Genomic DNA, 25448 nt, shown 5'->3' with positions numbered 1-25448 from the left:
GAAGGATTACAGAATGAACGTACTAATTATTGGTTCTGGCGGTCGTGAACACGCACTTGCTTGGGCAGCAGCACAAGACGCAAACGTTGCTAAAATTTTCGTAGCTCCAGGTAACGCTGCGACAGCTCAAGAAGACAAAATGGAAAACGTTGCTATCGACGTGATGGATCTAGATGGCCTACGCACTTTCGCTCAAGAAAACAGTGTAGACCTAACCATCGTTGGTCCTGAAGCACCGCTAGTTGCTGGTATCGTTGATCACTTCCAGAAAGAAGATCTGCGCATCTTCGGCCCAAGTGAAGGTGCTGCTCAACTAGAAGGCTCTAAAGCTTTCACTAAAGATTTCCTTGCGCGTCAACAGATCCCAACCGCTGAGTACGAAAACTTCACTGAAATTGAGCCTGCACTGGCTTACGTTCGTGAAAAAGGCGCACCTATCGTAGTTAAAGCTGACGGTCTTGCGGCGGGTAAAGGCGTAATCGTTGCGATGACGCTTACTGAAGCTGAAGACGCGATCAAAGACATGCTAGCTGGCAACGCATTTGGTGATGCTGGCAGCCGTGTAGTTATCGAAGAATTCCTAGAAGGTGAAGAAGCGTCTTACATCGTTATAGTTGACGGTGACAACGTTCTGCCAATGGCAACAAGCCAAGATCACAAACGTGTAGGCGATGGCGACACTGGCCTGAACACAGGCGGCATGGGCGCTTACTCCCCTGCTCCAGTTGTTACAGCAGAGATCGATCAGCGCATCATGGACGAAGTAATCATGCCAACAGTTAATGGCATGAAAGCTGAGGGCAATGAGTACACAGGTTTCCTATATGCTGGTCTAATGATCCAAGCAGACGGCACACCAAAAGTTATCGAATACAACTGCCGTTTCGGTGATCCTGAAACTCAACCAATTATGCTACGCCTAAAATCCAGCTTGGTTGATCTATGTAATGCAGCACTTGATAAGAAGCTTGCTGACACAACGGCTGAGTGGGATGAGCGTAAATCTGTTGGCGTTGTTATGGCAGCAGGCGGCTACCCAGGTGACTACGGCAAAGGCGATGTAATCTCTTTCCCTGCAGAATGCCCTGAAGGCACTAAAATCTTCCACGCTGGCACTAAGCTTGATGGTGAGAACGTTGTGACTGCAGGCGGTCGCGTACTTTGCGTAACAGCACTTGGCGAAACAGTTACAGAAGCACAGAAACGTGCCTATGAATTGCTAGAGAAAGTTAGTTGGGAAGGCGCTTACTTCCGTAAAGACATTGCTTACCGCGCAATTGCTCGTGAACAAAATAGATAAGCGAAAATAGTCTCTGAAAAAGCCCTGATCATTCAGGGCTTTTTTTTGCCAATAAGAATCTAGCGCCACTCATGATGCTTACCAATACCAGCCCTACCAACATGGGTAAGTAACTGAGCCAATAGCCCACACTAACCATCATCAACGGCACCGTCACCAATATTCCGCCCGTAACAATAAACGATAATTTCAACCAAATTGGCATCGTAACCAAACCAACCAAACCAACACAAAATGTAGCTAAAACCCCTAGAGCTACAGCCCAGATTGGCAACGATGGCGATAGAGCATAGCCTTTATTTAATACAGCAAAATTAAACGCATGGATCTCAGTAGCAGAGAACATTCCCTGAGCTAGGGCTTTTTTAGGTTCGAGTTGAGCATCAGCAATGCCAATAAAAACAGCCTTATTCTTTAAAGTACCCGAATCTACTTGACCAGTAACTAAATCAACCAAGCTATAACGCGGTGTCTGTTGCAGAAACTTATCGACCCCCAAAGGAATCAACACCTCATAATCTCGACTCCATCGACGACTAAATCCTAAGTTAAGATAGGGACTTCTTAATCCAGAGAAATCATCTGCTTTTACAGGCGCATAAATACTTAAAGTCGCTAAAGGGACATTAGGCCAGCGAGGAAAACCAATACCCGCATGCATATAGTTACGCCTTAACATCTCATCAGAATCTAACGGAAGCTCCGAGTGCGCTACTTTTGCACCACTCAACTTGAGGCCATTGAAGGGCAATAACTCCTGATTTTTCTCTGCGAGCATAGGCAAAATAACTTTGCCATTTTGACGAATTGCACTTAGCAAAGCGTTATCAGAGGCATTTTGAGGACCTCCGTAAGCAATGAAGGCAACATTGTAAGTGACAGAAGAAACTTGAGCAGAACTGAGCTGCTCGATTGCTTGAGCATGAATAGAGCGATCAAGAGGCCAGCCAGAAAACGCCTCTAAACTACGACGATCTATATCGATTAAAACAACTGAACGATCTTGAAAATTAATTGGGGAATAATGCCTGGCCAAAGCATCATAAATAAAGCGATCAAACGTTTCAGGCAGAGAAGACAATCCCGCCATGACTACGCAGAGTAATGGCGGGATTAGCAAGAGTATCTGCTTGAAACGAACCAGCATTACAACAGCAAGAGCAGAGAGAGTGATCCACTAATGATCATTGGCCACCAATTCTCTACCGGCTGAACCACCTCTTGAGGTTCTGTCCATTCACCCGCGTAATTTTCAGCGTCGATAGACCTAACGCGTAAATAGTAGGTACCTGCTTGCGGCTTATCTATCGCTAAACTTGCCTGCTCAGTTTTGTTATCAACAACAAGCTGCTTAAACGCTTTATCTTTTGCAAGCTGTAACTGATAGAAACTTACACCCTCCTCTTCCTGCCAACTAAAAGAGATCTCTGATTCACTGCTTACAGGCTCTCTCATCTCCGGCTTTGGAGGAACGGGTTTTACTTTAAACGCACCCGCATGACCAACAGGACCACGCTTACCTTCTGCCGTTACACTACTCACGCGCCAGAAGAAATTACCCGGCTCTGACACAACTGCAACAAGCTGAGTCTCCGTAATATTATCTTGTTTATCGACAATCTCAGTAAAGCTTTGATCTCTAGCAATCTCAAAAACAAATGAATCGGCCAATTCTGGTTTAGACCAACTAAATTCAATGTCACCAACATAGAGAGAGTCAGAAGGCATAGGTCCCTGACGGACAGGCGGGAAAGGACGCGCTTCAATATTAATCTGCTTTAACGCAGATAATCCCTGCAAACCGTCAGCACTGATTGCACTCACACGAATCCAATAGGAGCGATCTTCTAAGGCCGCAGGTAAACCCATTTTTGGATGAGCAGAAATCTGGTCGTATACAATTGCCGTGAATGCTTGGTCCGGAGAGATTTGACTACGGTACTGAGCAGCACCATCCAGCTTATTCCAAGCCAGTTTCCCCGGTAGATAACGGATCACATTATCTATTTCCGGCAATTCAGGCGCTGGTAGAAGCTTTTTCGGTTTTTTAGGGGGCTGATTAGCCCTAGTCAAAGTTCCGTACCCTTGACGGACATTGGTAGCGCCTAACTTGTTACCTACACCAATTAAACCTTGAGTAACCTCGGCTGCTGTACTTTCCCCTTCAGCTCTCACTCGGTAGGTAGTGCCCTTAGTCGTAGCAAAAGCAACTGGCGTATCGATCAAGAAACGAGAACCCGGAACTTTAGCTGGATTGGCACGAATTTCAGCTTCACCTTCCTCTAGGAAAACTTTGATATCGACAACCTTACGCTTGTTTCCGATCACCGTTGCTTGTTCAATACGAAGCACACTTTCGCCCAGTAATAGCACCTGAGTACCATCATCAAACTCTAGTAATACCGAAGCTTGTGCAGCTGTTTTGATCAAGTCACCTTGAGATAAACTCTGACCACGACTCAAAGGAAGTAACGCTTTGGCTTTTCCTTCACGCAATTTAACCTGCGCCGTGACATCTCCATTCACATCCAGGATTTTGATATCAGAGCGCTTTTCTTGAATTAGATTACGCGGAATTTTTAAAACAGTGCCTGGAGACATTTGACGATCATTACGCACATTATTTAGGCGCTCTATCGTTTTCCATTCTCTCCAATCGGTAAGCAGCTCATGCGCCACACTCCAGACTGATTCGCCGGGTTGCATTGCGTAACCCCATTCATTTTTCTGCTCAGCAAATGAAACCTGAGAGAAGAGTATGGAAAATATTAAGGCGTAACTTTTCGTTAGTTTAATCACTCGGCGAGTTCCTGTTTAAACACCAACTCAATGCGTAAGGTTTAGTACCTAATGGGTAAAAAGTTGCCCATAGCACCCTGTATTCTCATGAGAATACATTCTCCCACTTATTAAAAAGTTCGGCCACTATTGAAAACAACTGTTTGAATATGACATCAATCGTTATATGCGTATAATCTTCTACTTCATCATCTTATTACTTGCCTTAATCCATGCTGAAATTCGAATTAAACAACGGTAAAAATTTATTACGTACGACCATTGGTACAATCATTTCAGTTTCGCTACTGACCGGCTGTAACACTTCCTCAAATATCAAATCAGATAGCGCGAGCACCGAAGCAGTCAAACCAATCCCTGAAGGCTTCTGCTACAAGGGTGGGCGTACAAACGATTACAGTTGTGATCCGGAAAAAGCAACTGATCAAGCTGACATGCGTACGGCTGAGATCGATGAAGAGTGGATGAAGACTAAACTTGCAGAAGTCAAAAAATGGATAGCTGAAGAGAAAGGAGCCGCACATAGCGGACAACTTCGTCCGCAAGCCAAACCGGTTATCACCGAAGACTCTCGTGAATATATCACTACAGTAAGCGTTACTAAGCCTGCTGCAGCTAGTTCATCACCTGCAATCGAACAAAGCTTAAAATTAAGCCAACAGGGTAACCACCAAGAAGCATTAACCCAAATTAATGCTTTTTTAGCACAGCAACCTAACCTTCCGTCAGCACAACTGACCAAAGGCATTATCCTAAGTAATAAAGGTGATAAAGCGGCTGCCAAGGCTATCTTCCAAAGCCTGATGAAATCTCATCCTGATCGCCCAGAGGCATTCAACAACTTGGCTGTTATCTATTCCGAAGAGGGTAATTTCCCTCAAGCAATAGAAACACTTCAGCAAGCGTTCCAGACTCACCCAAGCTACGCACAAGTGCATGTTAACTTAAAAGAACTTTATGCAACGCTAGCATCACAAGCCTACAATAAGGCATTGGATTTAAATTCAGCTGAGCAAGGGCCAAACCTTGCTATGATTAACCAAACTCCAACAATCCAAGGCAGCCCTTCTAATCCTATGGTGGTGGCAGCACCTCAACAGCCAGTAAAACTTGCTGCAGTAGAAAAAGCTAAAGTGGACGTTCAGGTTATAAAACCTGTTATACCTAAAGAACAGACTCCAGTTGCTACTCTAACAACGATTACTTCGGATCCTGAATCAAAAATAGAAACACCAGCTAAGGCTAAAGATAAGCCAGTTGTTGTCGCTGTGAGCGAGCCAACGATTGTTACTGCCGCCAATGCAGAAGCTCCTGCGAAAGAAGTAGCCAAAATAAAAGAACAAACAAATGCAGTACCTGAAGCGCCAAAACTGGAAACTCAAGTTCTTCCAGAGTCAGAAGTATTAGCACATATCAATAATTGGGCTGATGCTTGGAGCAACAAAAACCATGCGGGCTATGTAAACTCTTACACCGCACTTTACCGCCCAAATGCTAAGCTAAACCACCAGCAGTGGGTTAAACAACGCACTCAACGTTTAAACAAACCTAAGTTTATTCGTGTGGAACTTAATCAGATCAACATCAAAATGCTGAGAGACAATTTAGCTGAAGCACACTTTAATCAGCATTATCAGTCTGATAACTATAAAGATGCGGTTAAAAAGCGTTTAATGTTAGTTAAAGTCGACGATCAATGGAAAATCAGCCTCGAAAGAAGCTTAGGTTTACTGAAGTAATCAAATATAAAAAAGCTCCTCTCTATAGGGGCTTTTTTATCACTTATTTCGACTTCTTAGCGGGTCGGCCGCTTTAAAACAACCGTGCCATTTGCAGCTTCAGAAGCAATCTTCCAACCATCAGATGTTAGAGTCAGCTCTAAACGCTTATTTGTTTCATCTGCATAGCCTGGCTTCTCGAATCGCTGATAAAATTCAATTCTATACCAGTGCGAATTAAGACGAGTGTATTTCGGAGCTTGGATCTCTAACTTTATCCATTTAGGTGAGAGCAAGCGATCTTTACGAAAAGCACGCCACTCTTCGAGGGACATTTTAACGCCATATAGGGTGGTATTCTGTAGATAACTGTTGATGTAGTCATCCCAGTTCTGCTTCTCCCACGCTGTATGCCAAGTAGTGAAAACTTCGCGTACAGCTTTTTCATTGTTTTCTTTAGGGCCAGGTTTAACTACGAATTCAGAAGCCGATTCAGCTGGTCGCTGACTCTCAATTGTAGAAGAGGTCTGGAGCTGCGCTAATGTGTTTGACGGCTCAGAAGCAGCTAACTCTCTCGATCCAGCTTTAGCTACTTTAATTGGCTCATTAATCTTAACAGCTTCTCGCTCTTTAAACCCTGCAACTGTGTTAACTGAGTTTTGCGACGTTTTATCACGCTTCTGTTTTGCTTTTTCCACTGTAGCGGTCAAAGACGCCACCAACTCTGGATTGAGTTTCTTAGGAACCTCAATAGGTTCCGATGGCTTAACAACAGACTCCACCTTTATCGGTGTTTTTTCTTCAACAGCAACGTCAAGCATTACTTCGGTTACCGCCAGTTTAATCTGCTTGTCAGCTTTTAGGTTTGAATCAACTACTGTTTGTTCGTTTTGAGCAAGTTGCCTCACCTTTGCTTCACCAACTTTCTGGGATGAATCATCTGAGTTAGCCACAACTAATTCATGAGCTTTAACACTCTTTTGGCTACCAAACCAATACCATCCGCCAGTGCTTAAACAAACAACTACAAGAGCACCAACAGCAATTAAGGGTTTATTACTACCCACAGATACTGAGTCTGAATTAACATCCTCTTGATAATAGCCATCTAACTTGCTAGCGAGTAATGAAGAAGACTTCAACGCAGAAATCAGTTCCGGAGTACTTAGCAATATGATCGTTACAGCAGGACCTGTTTCATCACAGATAGAAGGAAGACCTAACAAATAAGTAAGAGCGTCAGTACAAACATCATCACTATTAACAATAATCTGCAGACGGCGCCCTTGCTGTAACCAACGTTTTAGTTCCTGCTGAACAAACGACGCTCCAGATTCCACTTGGAGAAATTCAGCCAAATTGTTCTGTACAACATCTAAAGCTAAAGAGCCTTTAATCTCAAATGTATCAGGTTGGGTTTGTTTCACTTGATCAGTTAGGTATTCCATCCACTGGACGGACCCCTCAATGCGAATAACCTGATGATCAGATAAATTACTCAGCAATAGTTCAGAAGAACTTAAACTTGAATCGCTCAACCCTATCTCCCTGATATTTTAAGGTCTGCCTTTTGATGGTTTACCTTCATAAGCGATACGCCAGCGATCTTGATCAAAGGTCCAGTACTGACGCTTAACTGAGCTGCCGGAAAGATTATTACTTTTGTAATCTTGCTGGAATGTAGCCACAACCAGATTTGGATTATCTGGATATCGGTAAATACTTAAATTTTGTAGATTTACATCTACAAACTTTTTAGAACCATTTACACGTTTCTTGTAGCTAGAATACTGTGAATATTGACGTTTGCCATCGTCATAGTTTTGAGAATAGTTCTCTATATAACGCTGATGATCAAGACTTTCCCAATCAGACGCCCAACGCTCAACTAAGTTAGTGAAACGCTTTTTCTGCTCTAACCAATCTGCCTTTTGAATCCAACGAACGTTATGACCAACTAGAACGGGTGTATTCTGATAGTTAATCAAGTTATCCAATTCAATAAAATCAGGGTTGGTTAGAGATATACAGCCTTCACTAGCTTTGGGTGGACGGCTATAAGTTTCCACAGGTGAACCATGTAGCCAAATACCATAGCCTGTACGCCCTAACCTCTCATCCCAAACGTTAGGATAATTAATCGGAAGTGCGCCTGAACCATATCGAGATGGTAAATTTTCATCTTCTAATCGGCTGGTAGTAAAATAAACGCCCAGCGGCGTTTTTAGATCACCCTCAACCTCTTTGCCTGTGCCGCCACGACCATACGAAGCGTAATAATCTTTAACAAGCACAGGGATACCATTCTGATTTTCAAATAGGAAAAGGCGCGATAAGCGAGTATCAACAATAATGACATGCTTTTGATCAGGAGATAGAGTCAACATGTCTGCAGGCAACATATCTGCAGATGGCTTTTCCATTTCCATCAGCAATCTAACTTTAGCTTCAGAAATAAGTCCTTCGATTTTTTGCTGATGGTCACCTCGTTTATGACTGAGGGGAGCACCTTGTGCCTGAGCAGCAAGAATATCAGCATAAACTAACTGAGCTAGACGAAAATCTGGTCGGCGTTCAGTAAGCTCCTGTAGATCTGATAGAGCCGAGTCCAGTTCCTGACTCTTAAGATTATTCAAGCCACTTAAAAGTAACTCTTCATTCCCTTCCGAAATGCCATAGGGAGCAGTTTCTTCAGCATATAAGCTGCTCTGAGGAATGCCCAGTGCGCTCAACATCACTACAGTACAAACGAAACTTTTTTTCATCTATCCAGAAAGCCCCAACCTATTTTTTATTAACCAATGATTATAACTATATTCATCCTGAATGGGACTCTATCGTCCTTTAAAAACCGATTTTTCCACTACTAAATTTAAAACTTTTTGAGTTTTTTTGGTTTCGCAGTAATTTTCTTGCCATACCACCCGTAAATTCAGCGAAAAGACGCACTTCTAGCCATTTCGCACCTGCAAAATGCTTGAGAGACTGTAATTTATTTTGAATTTTTCAATCTGAAATTTGCCTAAAACTGTGCTATTCCAAAAGTGTAGAGATCCAAAAGACACGCTACCGCATACAAAGTTCAGTTAACTGGTAAAAGTGCGACCCACAAATCACCGATTAACTGCACACAATTGATGTTTTCCTGTAGATACAGACGGAGGACCCCGTGATGTTTGAACAGATGGAAAGCAATGGCACACAACGCCTACATTTCTGCCACGACCCTGAAACGGGCCTCAAGGCTATCATTGCCATTCACTCGACTTTGCGTGGCCCCGCGATCGGCGGCTGCAGGTTTATTCACTACAACGATGACGATTCTGCCATAACTGATGCGCTTAGATTGGCTCGAGGTATGAGTTACAAAGCAGCACTTGCTGGACTTCCGCACGGTGGAGCCAAAGCTGTCATCATTAAGCCAAAATCAGACTTCAACCGCGCAGAACTTATGCAGCGCTTTGGTCAATTTGTTGATGGTTTAGGTGGTGAATACATAACAGCAATGGACAGCGGTACTCAGATTAGCGACATGGATCAGATTCAAAAGAGCACCGCCTTTGTAACCTGCACTCAAACCACTGGCGATCCCTCCCCCTATACCGCACTCGGCGTGTTTGAAGGGATTAAAGCTTCCGTCAGATTCAAGTTAAATCGAACGTCACTGAAAGGTGTGCACGTCAGTATCCAAGGCCTAGGACATGTAGGTTACGAAGTTGCCCGCTTACTCCATCAAGCCGGAGCCAAGCTGACAGTTACCGATATTGATCAAGCTCGTGTGACTCAATGCGAGAAAAGCTTTAACGCTGCGAGTGTTGCACCTGATCAGATTTACGCTGTAGATGCTGATGTGTTTTGCCCTTGTGGACTTGGTGCGATTATAAACGACACGACTCTGCCACAACTTCGTGTGTCCATCATTGCTGGCTCAGCCAACAATCAACTAACAGAAGAGAAACACGGCGACCTGCTAGCCGCTCAAGATATCCTTTACGCACCTGATTATCTGATCAACGCGGGCGGTTTAATTTTTGTAGCACTGCAATATTCAAAACAGAACAGCCGAGAGATCCGCCAAAAAGTTATTCAGATAGGTGATTCGCTCACCCAACTTTATCAAAACGCGGCGCAAGCTAAGCAAGGTGTACATCGTCTAGCCAATCACCAGGCTGAACAAATCATCAGTGCATCTAACGACTTCAATTCCGCAGCTTAAGCTAATGATAGCGGTTAGGAGGATGAGTTATGAGTCACACACCACTGCAATATTTAGATAGTGAGGGGAATCCCACACAGCGCTTGCCACAATGGTGCCAATCACCTGATTGGTTTCTACGCTGCTATCACAACATGGTATTGGCTAGACAGTTTGACGCTAAAGCCATCGCGCTACAACGCACGGGTCAATTGGGCACTTACGCATCCCTACTAGGCTCAGAAGGAATCGATGTTCCCACGGCACTCTGCATGAGCGAAGAAGATGTTCTCGTGCCCTACTATCGAAACCATGCCTGCCAGATGATTAGAGGACTCGCCCTTGAAGATATTCTTTTATATTGGGGCGGTGATGAACGAGGCAATGCTTCACCCCATATGAAGAAGGACTTCCCTAACTCAGTCCCAATCGCCACTCAATCATTGCATGCCTGTGGTGTTGCAACAGCGCTAAAAGTACGTAATCAAAAGCACGCTGCTGTGACCTTAATTGGCGATGGCGGCACCTCTAAAGGGGATTTTATGGAATCCCTAAACATCGCTGGGGTATGGCAACTACCTGTAGTCTTTATCATCAACAACAACCAGTGGGCAATTTCTGTACCGCGTAAAATCCAATCCGCTGCCGCTCAGTTAGCTGACAAAGCACAAGCCGCTGGAATTCCCGGTATGCAAGTGGATGGTAACGATGTGATTGCTATGCATGAAGCGGTAACTCAAGCTTTACAGCGCGCTTATGACGGTAAAGGAGCCACCCTAATTGAAGCCATAAGCTACCGCTTAAGTGACCACACTACCGCTGATGATGCGACCCGTTACAGGGATAACGAAGAACTGAAGCAAGCTTGGGAGAAAGAACCAGTAAAACGCTTGCGTAACTTCATGGTTACTCAAGGCTTTTGGGACGAATCGAAAGAACAAGCTCTTCAACAAGAGATCACGCAACTCGTCCAACAAGCAGCAGAAAAGTATTTAGCAATTGATCCTCAAGCTCCCGAGTCCATGTTCGATTACATGTATGCCGAGCTACCCGAGCATCTCATCGAACAGAGGGACTGGGCGACAATCAAGGCGATGCCAAATGCTAGCCATGCTGTGGAGGATGCATCATGAAACATTCAGTATGTCTTCTTGAAGCGGTCAATCTAGCTTTGGCCTCAGAGATGCGAAGGGACGAGGAGATCGTTCTATTGGGAGAAGATATTGGCGTTAATGGCGGTGTTTTTCGCGCTACCGCGAATCTAAGAGATGAGTTTGGCCTTAAGCGCGTAATGGACACGCCATTAGCAGAGTCTATGATCGCAGGGCTGAGTATAGGTATGGCCAGCCAAGGTTTGAAACCAGTGGCTGAGATCCAGTTTATGGGCTTTATCTTCCCCGCATTAGAGCAGATCATCTGTCATGCCGCACGCATGCGAAATAGAACCCGCGGCCGTCTCACCTGCCCTATGGTGATTAGAGCTCCTTTTGGTGGAGGCATTCATGCCCCTGAACATCACTCGGAAAGTACTGAAGCCCTTTTGGCTCACATTCCTGGCCTTAAGGTCGTCATTCCCTCCTCTCCAGCACGTGCGTACGGGCTTCTTTTAGCAGCCATTCGAGATCCAGACCCTGTGCTCTTTTTAGAACCCAAGCGGATCTATCGCAGCCAGCAACAAGAGATTTTAGATAACGGCGAAGCATTGCCTTTAGGCAGCTGTTTTACGCTACGTGAGGGCTCAGATATTACGTTAATTAGCTGGGGTGCAATGATCACAGAAACATTAGCAGCAGCAGAGCATTTCCAAAATAAAGGTGTGCACTGTGAAGTGATCGATGTAGCCAGTATCAGCCCTTTAGATATGACTACAATTCTAGCCTCCGTGAAAAAGACGGGGCGCGTTGTGATTGTACATGAGGCCCCTAGAAATGCGGGTATAGGTGCAGAAATAGCTGCAACCATCGCAGAGAGAGCACTCTTAGATCTACAAGCGCCTATTGCTCGGGTAACGGGTTATGACACTGTTATGCCCTATTTCCGTCTTGAAAATCACTACCTACCTAACACTCAAGACATCATCGACAGTATCAATGAGACATTGGAGTTCGCATGAAATATTTCAAACTACCAGATCTCGGCGAAGGACTTCCTGAAGCAGAAATTGTGGAATGGAATATCAAAGAAGGTGATTCTGTAGAAACAGACCAAGTACTCCTGTCTGTAGAAACAGCCAAAGCGATTATTCAAGTACCCTCTCCGCAAGCAGGTGTGATAGCGCATCTATTTGGGCAGCCAGGTGATGTTATCCACACTGGAGAGCCCCTATTGGAATTTGAAGGTCAAGAAGACAGTGACAGTGGTACTGTTGTCGGTGAAATTCCACAAGCAAACACAGACTCCACTACTCAAGATTCCTTCTTTATTGGTGCCGCTCCAAGCAGCCAAATCAGTGCAACAACACAGAAAGCGACACCAGCAGTAAGAGCCTTAGCCAAACGCTTAAATATCGATTTAAACCAAGTAAAAGGTAGCGGACAACAAGGCAACATCACGCCAAAAGACGTTGAACAAGCCGCTCGACTGGATCAAACCCATGGCAAAGCTGAGCCTTTACGTGGGGTTCGTAAGCATATGGCGCAGGTCATGAGCAAAGCGCATAGTGAAGTCGTGCCTGTCACTATTCATGAAGATGCAGATATTAATAGCTGGCCTAAAGACACAGATATCACACAACGGTTAATCCATGCCATAGCAGAAGCCTGCACAACAGAACCAGCAATTAATTCGTGGTTTGATGGCAATACCCTCAGTCGGCGAATACATTCCAAAATTGATCTTGGTATCGCGGTTGATACAGAACAGGGATTATTTGTTCCAGTATTACGTGACATTAGTAACCGCTCACCTTCCCATCTACGAGAAGGATTAAATCTTCTCCGTACAGATGTCAAAAACAGAACGATCCCTGCTTCTGAACTACAAGGAGCCACAATCACGTTGAGTAATTTCGGCACTATTGCCGGACGTTACGCAAATCCAATTGTGGTTCCCCCACAAGTGGCAATTATTGGTGCAGGCGTTATTCGCAAACAAGTTGTAGCCGTAGGTGAGGAAATAAAAATTCATCGTATTCTTCCTATTTCACTTACCTTTGATCACCGCGCACTCACTGGCGGCGAAGCGGCTCGATTTCTAGCTACGTTTATCCAAAACCTTGAACTACAAGAAATATAAGTCCTTATAAATCATAAGATTATTAAACGATGAAACCTTAAGGAAAGTTTTAGAGTCAAATGTTCAGAGTTCAAAAATGTGAACTACACTAACTACAGGTAAGCAAGCAAAACAGCCTGACATAATTATTCAAAAATCCAAATAAGCTTGGCTGAATAAAGGTGATTTGTATGAGTATCTTTGACCACTATAAAGCCCGCTATGATTCTGTTCAGCAGGAAGAATACAGTTTGGACGAATATCTCCAACTGTGTAAACAGGACCCTATGATCTACGCTGATGCGGCTGAACGTATGCTGCAAGCGATCGGTGAACCTGAAATGGTTGATACCGCTGCTGATCCAAGACTAAGTCGTATTTTTTCGAACAAACTGATCCGCCGTTACCCTGCATTTAGCGAGTTTTATGGTATGGAAGATGCGATCGAAAATATTGTCTCTTACTTTAAACATGCGGCTCAAGGTCTAGAAGAACGTAAACAGATCCTTTACCTACTCGGGCCTGTAGGCGGCGGTAAATCATCCTTAGCCGAACGTCTTAAGCATTTAATGGAGCATATTCCATTTTATGCAATTAAAGACTCACCGGTTTTCGAATCACCTTTAGGTCTGTTTAAGCCAGAAGAAGATAGCATTATTTTGCAAGAAGAATACGGCATCCCTTCCCGCTATCTAAAAGGGATCATGTCACCTTGGGCAGCTAAGCGCTTACACGAATATGGCGGCGATATTTCCAAATTTAGAGTAGTAAAACTCTACCCTTCTATTTTGGATCAGATCGCCATCGCCAAAACCGAACCCGGTGATGAAAACAACCAAGATATTTCCAGCCTTGTAGGTAAAGTTGATATTCGCAAACTGGAAGACTTCCCACAACATGATCCAGATGCTTATAGTTTCTCAGGCGCACTCTGTCGTGCCAATCAGGGTATGATGGAATTTGTGGAGATGTTCAAAGCCCCCATCAAAGTCCTCCATCCTCTATTAACAGCGACCCAAGAGGGTAATTACAACAGTACCGAAGGCATGGGTGCTATTCCTTACGATGGTATTCTCCTCGCCCATTCTAATGAATCAGAGTGGACGACCTTTAAGAACAACAAAACCAATGAGGCCTTTATCGATCGTATTTATATCGTAAAAGTACCTTATTGCTGCCGTGTAACTGAAGAGATCCATATCTACGAAAAACTTTTAGAAAACAGTTCGTTGAACAACTCACCCTGTGCACCAGATACGCTAAACATGCTTGCTCAATTTTCAGTTCTCTCGCGAATGAAAGAACCTGAAAATTCCAGCCTGTATTCAAAAATGCGTGTGTACGACGGCGAGAATCTAAAAGACACGGACCCTAAAGCGAAATCTATGCAGGAATATAAGGATTCTGCAGGTGTTGATGAAGCAATGGATGGTTTATCGACCCGTTTCGCTTTCAAGATTCTATCCAAAGTATTTAACTTTGACCCTTCAGAGGTTGCAGCTAACCCAGTCCATCTCCTTTATGTACTCGAAAAAGAGATTGAACAGCAGCAATTCCCTGCCGAAATCCAAGATCGCTATTTAGGCTATCTAAAAGAGTTTATCGCACCTAAATATATCGAGTTCTTGGGCAAAGAGATTCAAACCGCTTACTTAGAGTCTTACTCAGAGTACGGACAAAATATATTTGATCGCTATGTCACATACGCTGATTTCTGGATACAGGATCAGGAATATCGCGACCCAGAAACAGGTGACATATTAGATCGTCAGGCGATTAACGAGGAACTCGAAAAAATCGAAAAACCTGCCGGTATCAGTAATCCAAAAGATTTCCGACACGAAATTGTTAATTTTGTACTGCGTGCTCGTGCCAATAACAACGGTAAAAATCCATCTTGGATGGGTTACGAGAAAATGCGTACCGTTATTGAGAAGAAAATGTTCTCCAATACGGAAGACTTGTTACCTGTTATTTCCTTTAATGCGAAAGCCTCTACTGACGAACAAACCAAACATGGTGAGTTTGTTAAACGGATGATAAAACGAGGCTATACCGAGAAGCAGGTACGATTACTGTCTGAATGGTATATCCGCGTTAGAAAATCACAGTAGCTCATCGGCAATAACAGTTGGTGAAGGCATTCATTCGGGCAAAGGCCTGCCCGAATGAGATGAAGAGCCTAAGTGCAGGCCATCTACGGGGATAGAAGTATTATGAGTTACATCATAGATCGCCGCCTGAACTCCAAGAACAAGAGCACGGTTAACCGTCAGCGCTTTCTTCGTCGCTATAAAAAGCATATTAAAGATGCCGTAGAAGATGCGGTGAACAGCCGCTCCATCAAAGAGATCGAACAAGGTGGCAGCGTTACCATTCCTCGCAGGGACATCTCCGAACCAATTTTTCATCATGGTGAAGGCGGCGTTCGTAATAAAGTTTTCCCTGGCAACAAAGAGTTTGTTGTAGGGGATCAGTTCCAACGCCCGCAAGGTGGCGGCGGTGGCGGCGGCAGCGGTGAAGGCCAAGCCAGCAATCAAGGTGAAGGGGAAGATGATTTCACCTTCCAGATCGATCAGGAAGAATTTCTAGACTTTATGTTTGATGGTTTGGAACTCCCCTATCTAGTCAAAAAACAGCTTAAAAGCGCAACCCAATTTGAAACCCGCCGAGCTGGATTTACCAATGCTGGTAGCCCCGACAAGATTCATATTGTGCGTTCATTAAAAGCAGCCCACGCACGTCGCATTGCCTTAACCGGTAAAGACCGCCGCAAAATTCGCGAACTCAAAGCAGAAATTTCAACCTTAGAAAAACGTTTACCCGATGATGATGCAGAGAAACAGATTTCAGCATTAAATTCCGAAATTGAAGAGATTAAACAGCGTTTAAAGCGTGTACCTTTCCTTGATGACTTTGACATTAAATACAACAATTTAATCAAAGTTCCCGTGCCTTCAAGCAAGGCCGTGATGTTCTGCGTTATGGACGTATCTGGCTCTATGACTCAAAGCATTAAAGACATGGCGAAACGCTTTTTTATCTTGCTGTACCTCTTCCTGAAACGGAATTATAAACAGATCGAAGTTGTCTTTGTTCGCCACCATACCCACGCCAAAGAAGTCGATGAACAAGAGTTCTTCTACTCCCGCGAAACCGGCGGCACGATCGTATCCAGCGCTTTAGACCTGACTTCAGATATTCTAGAAGAACGTTATTCCCCAGCAGACTGGAACATCTATGTAGCTCAGGCATCCGATGGCGATAACTGGGATGGAGATTCAAGTAAATGCTACCAGCTCCTTGATGAAAAGATCCTCAAGCAAGTTCAGTATTTCGCCTATGTAGAGATCACTACAGGACCCCACCAAAACTTGTGGCACGAATATGAACGCCTACAAGCAAAGTGGGAAGAATGCTTTGCCATGCAACAGATAAAAACCCCAGCAGATATTTTCCCAGTATTTCGTAGTCTATTTGAGAAAAAGGTTGAGGGGGCAGCATGAAAAAACGCAGTCCAATATCCACCGGAGCTGAGTGGAGCTTTGAACTTATTGCCGAATATGACCGAGAAATCGCTCGCATTGCCAAAGACTTCGGCTTAGACACATACCCCAATCAGATCGAGGTCATTACCTCCGAACAGATGATGGATGCCTATGCCTCCATCGGCATGCCTTTAAACTATAACCATTGGTCCTTTGGTAAACAGTTTGTTGATACCCAACAAAACTATAAGCGCGGCAGAATGGGCCTTGCTTATGAGATTGTAATCAATTCCGACCCCTGTATCGCTTATCTAATGGAAGAAAACACCATGACAATGCAGGCCCTTGTTATTGCTCATGCCTGTTATGGTCACAACTCTTTCTTTAAAGGTAATTACCTGTTTAAAACTTGGACCGATGCCTCAGCGATTATTGATTACCTTCTCTTTGCTAAAAGCTATATCAGCCGATGCGAAGAAAGATACGGTGTAGATACAGTTGAGGAGCTACTGGATTCGTGCCATGCACTCATGAGCTATGGCGTAAATCGATATGTTCGCCCACAACCGCTGACAGCAGATGAAGAAAAAGAGCGCCAGCAAGCGCGGGAAGAATATATCCAGCGTCACTTAAACGACTTGTGGAACACGATTCCAAAAAAAGAGGAAGGAGCAACACCAGTTATTCAGCACTTTCCTAAAGAACCTGAAGAAAACATACTCTATTTTATAGAGAAAAACGCCCCACTTCTTGAACCATGGCAACGAGAGATTGTTCGTATCGTTCGAAAAGTGGCGCAATATTTCTATCCACAGAAACAGACCCAAGTAATGAACGAAGGCTGGGCTTGCTTCTGGCACTACACGCTTCTGCATCAAATGCATGAAGAGGGCTTAGTAACCGATGGATTTATGATGGAGTTTCTTCACTCACATACCAGTGTTGTCTACCAACCGCCATTCGATAGTCCTTACTTCAACGGCATTAATCCCTACACATTGGGATACAACATGATGCAGGACATCAAACGTATCTGTGAAGAACCAACCGACGAAGACCGCGAATGGTTCCCTGATATCGCAGGTTCCGATTGGAAAAAGACATTAGACTACGCCATGCGTAACTATAAGGATGAGAGCTTTATTCTCCAGTACCTCTCGCCAAAACTCATCCGTGAGCTAAAACTTTTCACCATTATGGATAACTCTGAAAAAGCCAATTTGGAAGTCACATCAATCCATGATGAAGCGGGCTATCGTCAAGTACGTGAAGATCTTTCTTCTCAATATAACTTAGGGAACAGAGAACCTAATATTCAGGTCTACGACGTAGATGTCCGAGGAGATCGAAGCCTAACCTTGAGACACTTTATGTATAATAAACAACCGCTCGGCCAATCCACCGAAGAAGTCCTACGCCATATTCATCGCTTGTGGGGTTTTGATGTCCATCTTGAATCAGTACTTCCTGATAATACAGTGACTAAAAGTTACCATTGCCCAGAAATCCTTGCGGAAGGGAAAACAGAATCGCTACTCTAAACCGAGCGACAACTTTGTTTACTAACGGTTATTCAGTATTTAATCCATTGATAACACTGGATATACTGCATTCAAGTATTTATCACAGTGAGGAAAACTGATGGATTGCCTGTTTTGTAAAATCATAAATAAAGAGATTCCGGCCGAAATCATTTACGAAGATGAGCACGTGATTGCCTTCAATGATATTAGCCCTCAGGCACCAACACACGCACTCATTATTCCGCGCAAACATATAGCAACGCTTAATGATATTAGTGCTGAAGATACAGAAGTCGTTGGTCATATGGTCAAAACTGCTGGCACTATTGCTAAGCAGTTAGGAATCGATGAATCAGGCTACCGAACTGTATTTAATTGCAACTCTGATGGGGGCCAAACGGTTTATCATATCCACCTTCACCTTTTGGGTGGCAAACCCATGGGCTGGCCACCATACCAAGAGAAAATGAAAGAAGCGCTTACCTAAGCCCGCTAAGTTGAGATTCAGCTAAAGTGTGGATAATCGCTACGCTTTAGCTATAACTAAACGATATAGCTATCAAAATCCGTAATTGGAAGCGGTATCCTAAGGGAATATAATTACGGCTCTTAAATACTGTTTTATAAAGAGAATAAGCTTCTATCTATGCTACCTGACAACCAGCGCAATGTTGATCATATCAACGGATCAAACGAAACGGATTCGTCATTTACTGGGCCATATAGGCATGCCGGATATAAGCGCGCCCTTAGTTCTTTAAGGGAAGCCCTAAACTTCGAAAATGCAGTAATACTCAAAGGCGTTGAAGGCACAGGTAAAAGCACCCTTATTAATGAATTCATCAGTGAATACCATCATAAAGGGGTTCCTGTTGCTATTTTCAACGAGCCTTTAACAAAAACATCGCAGCTTTATTCTAAGCTAGCCGATACGCTAGAAGTCCCAAAGCAAAAGAAAGAGCTAATACGAGCCCTCAGAAACACTAAAGATGCAGGTCAATTCTGCTTGGTTATTATTGACCAGCAAGCTATTAATTCTGATGACAGCATCGTTAATGCTTTACAGCAATTATGTAAAACTTCAGAAACAACCGCTGGTGCAATCAAATTGGTGGTGATTCGCCAAGATTACATGGTTTTGCACCCAGAAGCAGAAAGTTTTCAACAAGCAGATTTCAGTAACTGGATCAATATAGAAGTCACTTTAGATCCTCTACATATAGACGACATCGAAGGCTACATATATTACCTGTCGGCGATTAAAGGGCTTCCTCCGACCCCTTATGAAATTGGGACCGACTTTATGATGATAGATCAGACAGAAGGTAGAATTGGCCGTTTAAAAGCCCTACTACTTCCTCTGATTCATAAAGACGTTATTACTCGTAAAGACTTCCAAAGCTCGGAAGGACATAATCAACCCTTAACATCCGCAAATTCAGGAGTTTTTGCTTTAGGTCTCGCTATCATTCTAGCCATTGGCATTGGTATCAATCAGTTTTTCCTATCAGATGAGAGTGATGAAACTGCAGAAGTCGTAGAGAACAGCCCTCCTATTTTTGCCGAACCAAAAACAAAAGCTTCGACAGAAAAGACTGAAAATGTAGCGCCGCCAAGCATTACTACCGAAGAAACAGTTCAAACCCCTGAATCATCTTCTGACAACAGTCCTGAACTAGCTAATACTTTACCGACACTTAGCCCTGAATTAGAAAACGACAGCCCTAAATCAGCTCCCCCTCAACAAATAAAAGCGACTACACTCGACATTTCTGAAGTTAAACCGCCCGTATCCAATAAGAAAGATTCTCGCCCAGTCGAGGATCTTGCGTCGCTGCCACCAGCAGAGTTTCAAGCTGAAGTTAACTCCAAGCTAACATTATTGGAAGAACAACTCTCTGCAGCAATTGAAGAAAACAATCGATTAAAGCAAGCACTTGAAAATGCTGAACAAAAGCAGTCTGAAACAGTTGAGCTCGCAGTTGCAATAGAAGCGCCTCAAACGCCTGATGTTGAAGATACCAATTCAATTGAAATTGCAGCGTCTCATACATCCGAAACGACTGATGCAGTCACAAATCAGTCATCAGAAACACCTGACGTGACTACAATAAGCCCTGAAGTTAATATTGAAGAAACGCAAACTGTCGAAGAACTTACTAAAACGGAAGAGATCGTAGTTACAGCCCTTGCCACAGATTCTGAAATAAGCTCAGAAATAGCACCCGCTCTTGTTGAAACTGCTCTTACTACAGAAAAAGCAGCCTCTCCCCAAGATCTAACGACTACCCTAATAGATCGCTGGACAAATGCATGGCAAGCCCAAGACCACGAAACTTATACAGCTAGCTATATATCAGAGTTTAATGGCGCTTATAAAACGCATCAACACTGGTTGAAGAAGCGTTACGATGCCTTAAATCGTCCAGAATGGATCAAATTAACACGTGAAGAACTACGGAATATCAAACAGCACGAGAATGAGATTCGAGTAGACTTCTGGCTCAAATACGAAGCAGCCAATGGCTACAAAGATAGGACCTTTAAGCGACTTACTCTTGTCTTTAAAGGCGATGAATGGCTAATCGCTAAAGAACAAAACATTAAAGTGGAACCCTATTTCTAAATAGTACTAGATATTGGATCAGTGCACGTTCTGTGGAAACTCATGAGCGTGTTCTGAAATCCACTCGATTGCCGCCTCCTCAGAATTGAGCTCTCGCCCCTCCTCTTCAAGGATTTTCTGACGATACTCTTCGATGTAACATATCTGCTCGACCATACGAACTGCATAAGCTGTTGCAAGATCAGAAAAGCCTATTCCGACCAAAAAGCCACTGCCTTTACTTTTACACCAAACAACATGACCAATGGTTTTAAAAGGCGGTGTCTCTAGTGAGATCTCAACTTCTACCGCATCACCTGGAGTCATCAAACTTTCCGTTTCACAGGACAAACCGCCTGCACTTACATCTTGCGTGGTGACTTCAGTAACGTTTTCGTTTTTTGATTGCTGATTACACAGCTTAATAGGGATCGCTGCAGGATGACGAATAAAACGACGAGGCATAACGTTTCTCCTCTACCACTACTATTTAGTGTAGACCCAGAAACAAATAAGGGGCACTAAGCCCCTTAAAGATAAACAAAAATTACTTAATCAACCCTTAACCTTTCGCTAATAGCTCTCGCAAATCGATAATTGCAGCATTAGCACGGGAAATATAGTTCGCCATCACCAAAGAGTGATTAGCGAACAAACCAAAACCGCCACCATTAAGGATCATTGGGCTCCACACGGTCTCCTGAGTTGCTTCCAACTCACGAATAATCTGACGAAGGCTCACACGCGCATTTTTCTTGTCTAGCACAGGCCCAAAATCTTGCTCAACCGCTTTCAAGATATGTAATAGTGCCCAAGCAGAACCTCGTGCTTCATAGAATACATCATCGATTTCCAACCAAGGTGTTTTCACTTCTTTATCAGAAGCTGTTTGCGTAGATTGTTCTGCAGCAGGATCACCCGCTAAATCTGTATTCACACGCTTCTGGCCAACACTTGCACTTAAACGCTGCGACAAACTTCCTAAACGTGTTTGAACATCACCAAGCCAGTTATTCAAATTATCCGCACGCGCATAGAATTGTGCTTCAGATTCAGCAACTTGAGTTAGCTCCGTCTGGTATTTGTGAAGTGCTTCTAGACCTTCCTTGTACTGAGACTCGGAAGAAGGTAATAACCAACTGTTCGCATCAAAGTGGAATTGAGGCTCAGCAACTGTTAACTCTGGATGCTCAACTGATTGTGACTGCGAACGGCTAAAGTCTTTACGTAAGGCACGTGCAAGATCACGAGACTGCACTAATACGCCGTATTCCCAATTGCTGATGTTGTCTAACCAGATACCCGGAGGCGCCACATCATTAGTGATATAACCACCCGGTTTATGCAGCAGAGTATCCATCAATCGATGCAAGGTATAAACCGTTGGATAGCCCGTTGTTACCTTAACGCCTTGCTCCTCTGCATCCGCTTTGGCTTCAGTAACAGGATCAAACGCCGCAGGAGGGCAGCTCCAATAGACACCGAGAGGGACAGAGATAACTATAACTAGCGTAACAGCACTAAAAATAGCCCGGCTAATTTTGCCTCCTGGCATGTTGTCCCAAAAATCCAAAAACCAATCTATCAATAATCCCATGAGGTTCCTCAACTCTAACAATCCGTCTGGACGAAATAACTGTCCACCTATTATCTATTACCACAGCTTAACTGATCCTAAAGCCATTCGGAACGTTGCAATGGTCGAAGCAAAAAACTTCTTTCACCAACTCACTGAATAACAAGCTCAGAATTCACGTAGACTAAATTTGATAAATCACTCAAAAAAAATGATTCTTTTGTAATTCAAGTCAGTATTTTTGTTCTTCTTCCTTATTTTAAGAGCTAACATAAGAAGATGATGATGTATCTTTGCTATAGTGACACGAAGTTGCTAACCCATACGATGGTAGCGCTATAGGGAGAACTTAAAATATGGCGGGACAAGAAGGGATCAAACCGTTAAAGCTCTTATTCACGCTACTATCGGTAATTCTTTTATCTGCTTTGACCGTTTTCAGCATTGCCCTATGGGACGATGTAAAAACGAGCCAGTACGATAAACTTTATAAGCAAAACCAGACACTGATCAGCCAAAGCCGCTCTTTCTTTGATCATCAAACTCGCCTGATCGTCAAAACTGTCCAAGCTCGTTTTATTGATAAAAAATTACAAAAACGCTCGGTATCCAACGTATTCGAATATCTGCTATCAGCAACAGGCGAAGCTGCTGTTTTCTCTCTTATTGATATCAAAGGTAAGGTTTTACTTAGTAAAGGTGATATTAATCCACCGCAATTACCCAGCCAAAATACTGTTTTAGAAAACCTAAAAGTCAGTCAAACGGCTCAGATAGGCTACCTCCATAGAGCAGGTTTACTTGGAGAATCATTACTTCCCTTCTACGTTCCTATTCTTAATAAAGACAAGAAGATCATTGCCGTTGTGGTCGCTTTTTATCGTGTTCAAGGAAAATCATCCCTGATGCAAAACTTTATTAGTCCGGATAACAATACTATCTGGCTCCTAGGGGAACTTGGTCAAGTACGTATGTCCTACCCCGTTCCTAAAGGTTTTGTTTCAGACCTATTTGGTTGGCGTTTAGCCCAAGAAACAGCATCAGAAATCCAATACAACCTGCAATCAGGTAAAACTAAGCAAGGGCTAGAACTTGAAGTAAAAGGTGAACAAGTCCTCGCCAACGTAGGTTACTTACCAGAATATAAACTTATTACACTTAACTCCTACCCAGTGGCTAAGCTCTTTAGCTCATGGCTAGAAAGAATGCGTCCTATAGGCATTGTATTTGTTCTATTTCTTCTCGCAGCATTACTTGCCTACAGAGTTTCACTGCAAATCAGTAAACGCATGTCTGATGCAAAACAAACAGCAGAAGGCAACGTACAAAAACTATCCAAAGCAATTGAACAAAGCCCTGACAGTGTCGTTATTACAGACAACTTATGGAGCATAGAGTACGCCAACAGTCACTTTGACTTAGCAACCGCAAAGCCGAATGCCCATGACGAAGCCCGGGGACATAACATTATTGATTTCCCTCCTTATAATGTTCTTACTCGCGACCTAAAAAAAATTAGTGATGAGATATCATTGAAAGGCAGCTGGTTTGGCGAACGTAAAACGGACTTTGACGGTAAGTGGTATTCTTTCTCTATTAGTCACATAACTAATCCAGACGATGAACTTACCCATTATGTAGTCGTCGTTCAGGATATCAGTAGCCGCAAGCAAGCCGAAGCTAAGCTCTACAAACAGGCAAATTTTGACCCATTAACAGGCCTACCTAACCGCCGTAGAACTAACGAGAATCTAACTAGAGAGCTACAAAATGCTTGGAAAAGCAAACAACAAGTTGCTGTTCTCTATCTAGATATAGATAACTTTAAGACCGTAAACGATACTTTTGGTCACATGATTGGTGATCAATTATTACAATTGGTCGCTGGTAGACTCGTTAAATGCTGTAAAGGCAAAGCGCAGATTTGTCATATCAGCGGTGATGAATTTTTAGTGTACGCTACTTATGACAAGATCCCTGAAGTAGAAAGCCTCGCTGACAAAATACTACGAAACGTAGAAAAGCCAGTGCTAATTGAAGGGAAACAGATCTTCATATCAGTGAGCATCGGTATCTCGTGCTACCCAGAAGACAACAACGAAGTTGCAGGTCTGATTAAATTTGCAGATATTGCCCTATTCGAATCTAAGAAGGATGGCCGCAATCGTTACAGTTTCTTTGACCATGAACTCGATAGACGCTTAAAACGCCGACATACGATCGAAACAGAACTACGCCAAGCACTTGAGCGCGGTGAGATCTACATGGCTTACCAAAGCAAAAACAATATAGATACCGGTCATATTATGGGATTTGAAGCCCTAATGCGCTGGAACAGCTCTGTATTAGGTCCTGTGGGTCCATTTGAGTTTATTGAAATAGCCGAAGAGATTGGGGTTATAAACAAACTTGGTGAGTTCGCTCTGCGCCAAGCTTGCCTCGACCTGATCGAGCTACAGAAATTCAGCGACACCCCTCTGATCATGGCTGTTAACCTCTCAATCAGGCAGCTAAACGATGATAGCGTCATCGATATGGTTGATGGAGTGATCAAAGAAACGGGCATTGACCCTAGCAGACTTGAACTGGAGATCACTGAAAGTCTCTTAGCTGAGAATATTGAAAAGCTACTACCCCGTTTAGAAAAACTTTTAGAATTTGGAACATCACTCACCATTGATGACTTTGGTACGGGCTATAGCTCTCTAAGCTACCTAACAACCTTCCCAGTCTCAACCTTAAAAGTAGACCGTGCATTTGTGAAAGATATGGTACACAACCAAGGTGATGCCACATTGACTCATACCATCATCACAATGGCACATGCACTAAAAATGAAAGTAGTTGCGGAAGGGATAGAGGATGAAGATCAGTTAGCCATGCTAAGAGACTTTGGCTGCGATATTGGGCAAGGCTATCTTTTTAGCCGACCATTGATACATAAAGAGATGGAAATTTTGGTAGAAACTGAGAATCTACCGAATACTCGTGCTTTAAATGATAGCCTTACCTAAAAAGGCAAGGCAATTCG

General features: G+C 43.5%; 18 protein-coding genes. 12 read left to right on the top strand and 6 right to left on the bottom strand.

From position 1 onward, the window contains the following. Positions 1-13: 13 nt before the first annotated feature. On the top strand, positions 14-1300 hold the full coding sequence (gene purD / locus ACMXYP_RS04075) for a phosphoribosylamine--glycine ligase (RefSeq protein WP_415883736.1): 1287 nt from the start codon (positions 14-16) through the stop codon (positions 1298-1300). Between the two features lie 28 nt (positions 1301-1328). Here the strand turns inward: purD and ACMXYP_RS04070 are convergent, their stop codons facing one another. Together ACMXYP_RS04070 and ACMXYP_RS04065 are read right to left on the bottom strand one after the other, a co-directional pair. Then, a complete protein-coding gene (locus ACMXYP_RS04070) occupies positions 1329-2447 on the bottom strand; it encodes a CHASE2 domain-containing protein (RefSeq protein ID WP_415883735.1) in 1119 nt (372 codons plus the stop codon). Then, on the bottom strand, positions 2447-4099 hold the full coding sequence (locus ACMXYP_RS04065; RefSeq protein ID WP_415883734.1) for a FecR domain-containing protein: 1653 nt from the start codon (positions 4097-4099) through the stop codon (positions 2447-2449). Before ACMXYP_RS04065 ends, ACMXYP_RS04070 begins: the two co-directional genes overlap by 1 nt. A 212-nt stretch (positions 4100-4311) precedes the next feature. On the opposite strand from ACMXYP_RS04065, the gene ACMXYP_RS04060 reads away from it, so the two are divergent. Next, complete coding sequence (locus tag ACMXYP_RS04060) at positions 4312-5838, top strand: tetratricopeptide repeat protein (protein ID WP_415883733.1); 1527 nt, start codon at positions 4312-4314, stop codon at positions 5836-5838. Between the two features lie 56 nt (positions 5839-5894). On the opposite strand, the gene ACMXYP_RS04055 is transcribed toward ACMXYP_RS04060, so the two are convergent. Both ACMXYP_RS04055 and ACMXYP_RS04050 read right to left on the bottom strand, forming a co-directional pair. Beyond that, positions 5895-7355 carry a hypothetical protein gene (locus ACMXYP_RS04055; RefSeq protein WP_415883732.1) on the bottom strand — a complete coding sequence of 487 codons (1461 nt, stop codon included), beginning with the start codon at positions 7353-7355 and terminating at the stop codon, positions 5895-5897. 18 nt (positions 7356-7373) lie between these two features. Further along, the gene (locus ACMXYP_RS04050; protein WP_415883731.1) at positions 7374-8582 is read right to left on the bottom strand and encodes a L,D-transpeptidase family protein; all 1209 of its coding nucleotides are present in this window, start codon (positions 8580-8582) and stop codon (positions 7374-7376) included. Between the two features lie 407 nt (positions 8583-8989). On the opposite strand from ACMXYP_RS04050, the gene ACMXYP_RS04045 reads away from it, so the two are divergent. The 9 genes from ACMXYP_RS04045 (at position 8990) to ACMXYP_RS04005 (ending at position 20862) form a co-directional block, all read left to right on the top strand. Beyond that, a complete protein-coding gene (locus ACMXYP_RS04045) occupies positions 8990-10033 on the top strand; it encodes a Leu/Phe/Val dehydrogenase (RefSeq protein ID WP_415884639.1) in 1044 nt (347 codons plus the stop codon). 29 nt (positions 10034-10062) lie between these two features. After that, entirely contained in the window at positions 10063-11145 is a 1083-nt protein-coding gene (pdhA, locus tag ACMXYP_RS04040; protein WP_415883730.1) for a pyruvate dehydrogenase (acetyl-transferring) E1 component subunit alpha, read from the top strand. Then, positions 11142-12125 (top strand): alpha-ketoacid dehydrogenase subunit beta, encoded by a 984-nt coding sequence (locus ACMXYP_RS04035; protein ID WP_415883729.1) that lies wholly within the window; start codon positions 11142-11144, stop codon positions 12123-12125. The genes pdhA and ACMXYP_RS04035 overlap by 4 nt, the downstream gene beginning before the upstream one ends. Beyond that, positions 12122-13246 (top strand): dihydrolipoamide acetyltransferase family protein, encoded by a 1125-nt coding sequence (locus ACMXYP_RS04030; RefSeq protein ID WP_415883728.1) that lies wholly within the window; start codon positions 12122-12124, stop codon positions 13244-13246. Before ACMXYP_RS04035 ends, ACMXYP_RS04030 begins: the two co-directional genes overlap by 4 nt. 170 nt (positions 13247-13416) lie before the next feature. Then, positions 13417-15339, top strand: a complete 1923-nt coding sequence (locus tag ACMXYP_RS04025) for a PrkA family serine protein kinase (RefSeq protein WP_415883727.1) — start codon at positions 13417-13419, stop codon at positions 15337-15339. A 102-nt stretch (positions 15340-15441) separates the two neighbouring features. After that, positions 15442-16731 (top strand): YeaH/YhbH family protein, encoded by a 1290-nt coding sequence (locus tag ACMXYP_RS04020; protein WP_415883726.1) that lies wholly within the window; start codon positions 15442-15444, stop codon positions 16729-16731. Continuing rightward, positions 16728-18254, top strand: a complete 1527-nt coding sequence (locus ACMXYP_RS04015) for a SpoVR family protein (RefSeq protein ID WP_415883725.1) — start codon at positions 16728-16730, stop codon at positions 18252-18254. The genes ACMXYP_RS04020 and ACMXYP_RS04015 overlap by 4 nt, the downstream gene beginning before the upstream one ends. 100 nt (positions 18255-18354) lie before the next feature. After that, positions 18355-18723: a histidine triad nucleotide-binding protein gene (locus ACMXYP_RS04010; RefSeq protein WP_415883724.1), complete on the top strand. Its 369-nt coding sequence runs from the start codon at positions 18355-18357 to the stop codon at positions 18721-18723. 159 nt (positions 18724-18882) lie between these two features. Continuing rightward, the gene (locus ACMXYP_RS04005) at positions 18883-20862 is read left to right on the top strand and encodes an AAA family ATPase (RefSeq protein WP_415883723.1); all 1980 of its coding nucleotides are present in this window, start codon (positions 18883-18885) and stop codon (positions 20860-20862) included. Between the two features lie 18 nt (positions 20863-20880). Here ACMXYP_RS04005 and ACMXYP_RS04000 read toward each other — a convergent pair whose 3' ends face one another. Next, positions 20881-21306, bottom strand: coding sequence for a PilZ domain-containing protein (locus ACMXYP_RS04000; protein ID WP_415883722.1), 426 nt, complete (start codon positions 21304-21306; stop codon positions 20881-20883). 97 nt (positions 21307-21403) lie between these two features. Next, positions 21404-22438, bottom strand: a complete 1035-nt coding sequence (locus tag ACMXYP_RS03995; protein WP_415883721.1) for a DUF2333 family protein — start codon at positions 22436-22438, stop codon at positions 21404-21406. Positions 22439-22773: 335 nt separating this feature from the next. On the opposite strand from ACMXYP_RS03995, the gene ACMXYP_RS03990 reads away from it, so the two are divergent. Further along, positions 22774-25431, top strand: a complete 2658-nt coding sequence (locus tag ACMXYP_RS03990; protein WP_415883720.1) for a putative bifunctional diguanylate cyclase/phosphodiesterase — start codon at positions 22774-22776, stop codon at positions 25429-25431. Positions 25432-25448: the final 17 nt, after the last annotated feature.

Origin of the sequence: Neptuniibacter sp. QD34_54, assembly GCF_047778055.1 — a bacterium.
In the GTDB taxonomy this organism is placed as follows: Bacteria; Pseudomonadota; Gammaproteobacteria; order Pseudomonadales; family Balneatricaceae; genus Neptuniibacter.
The sequence above is the reverse complement of the archived record's forward strand: the minus strand, read 5'-3'. Positions and strand labels throughout refer to the sequence as shown.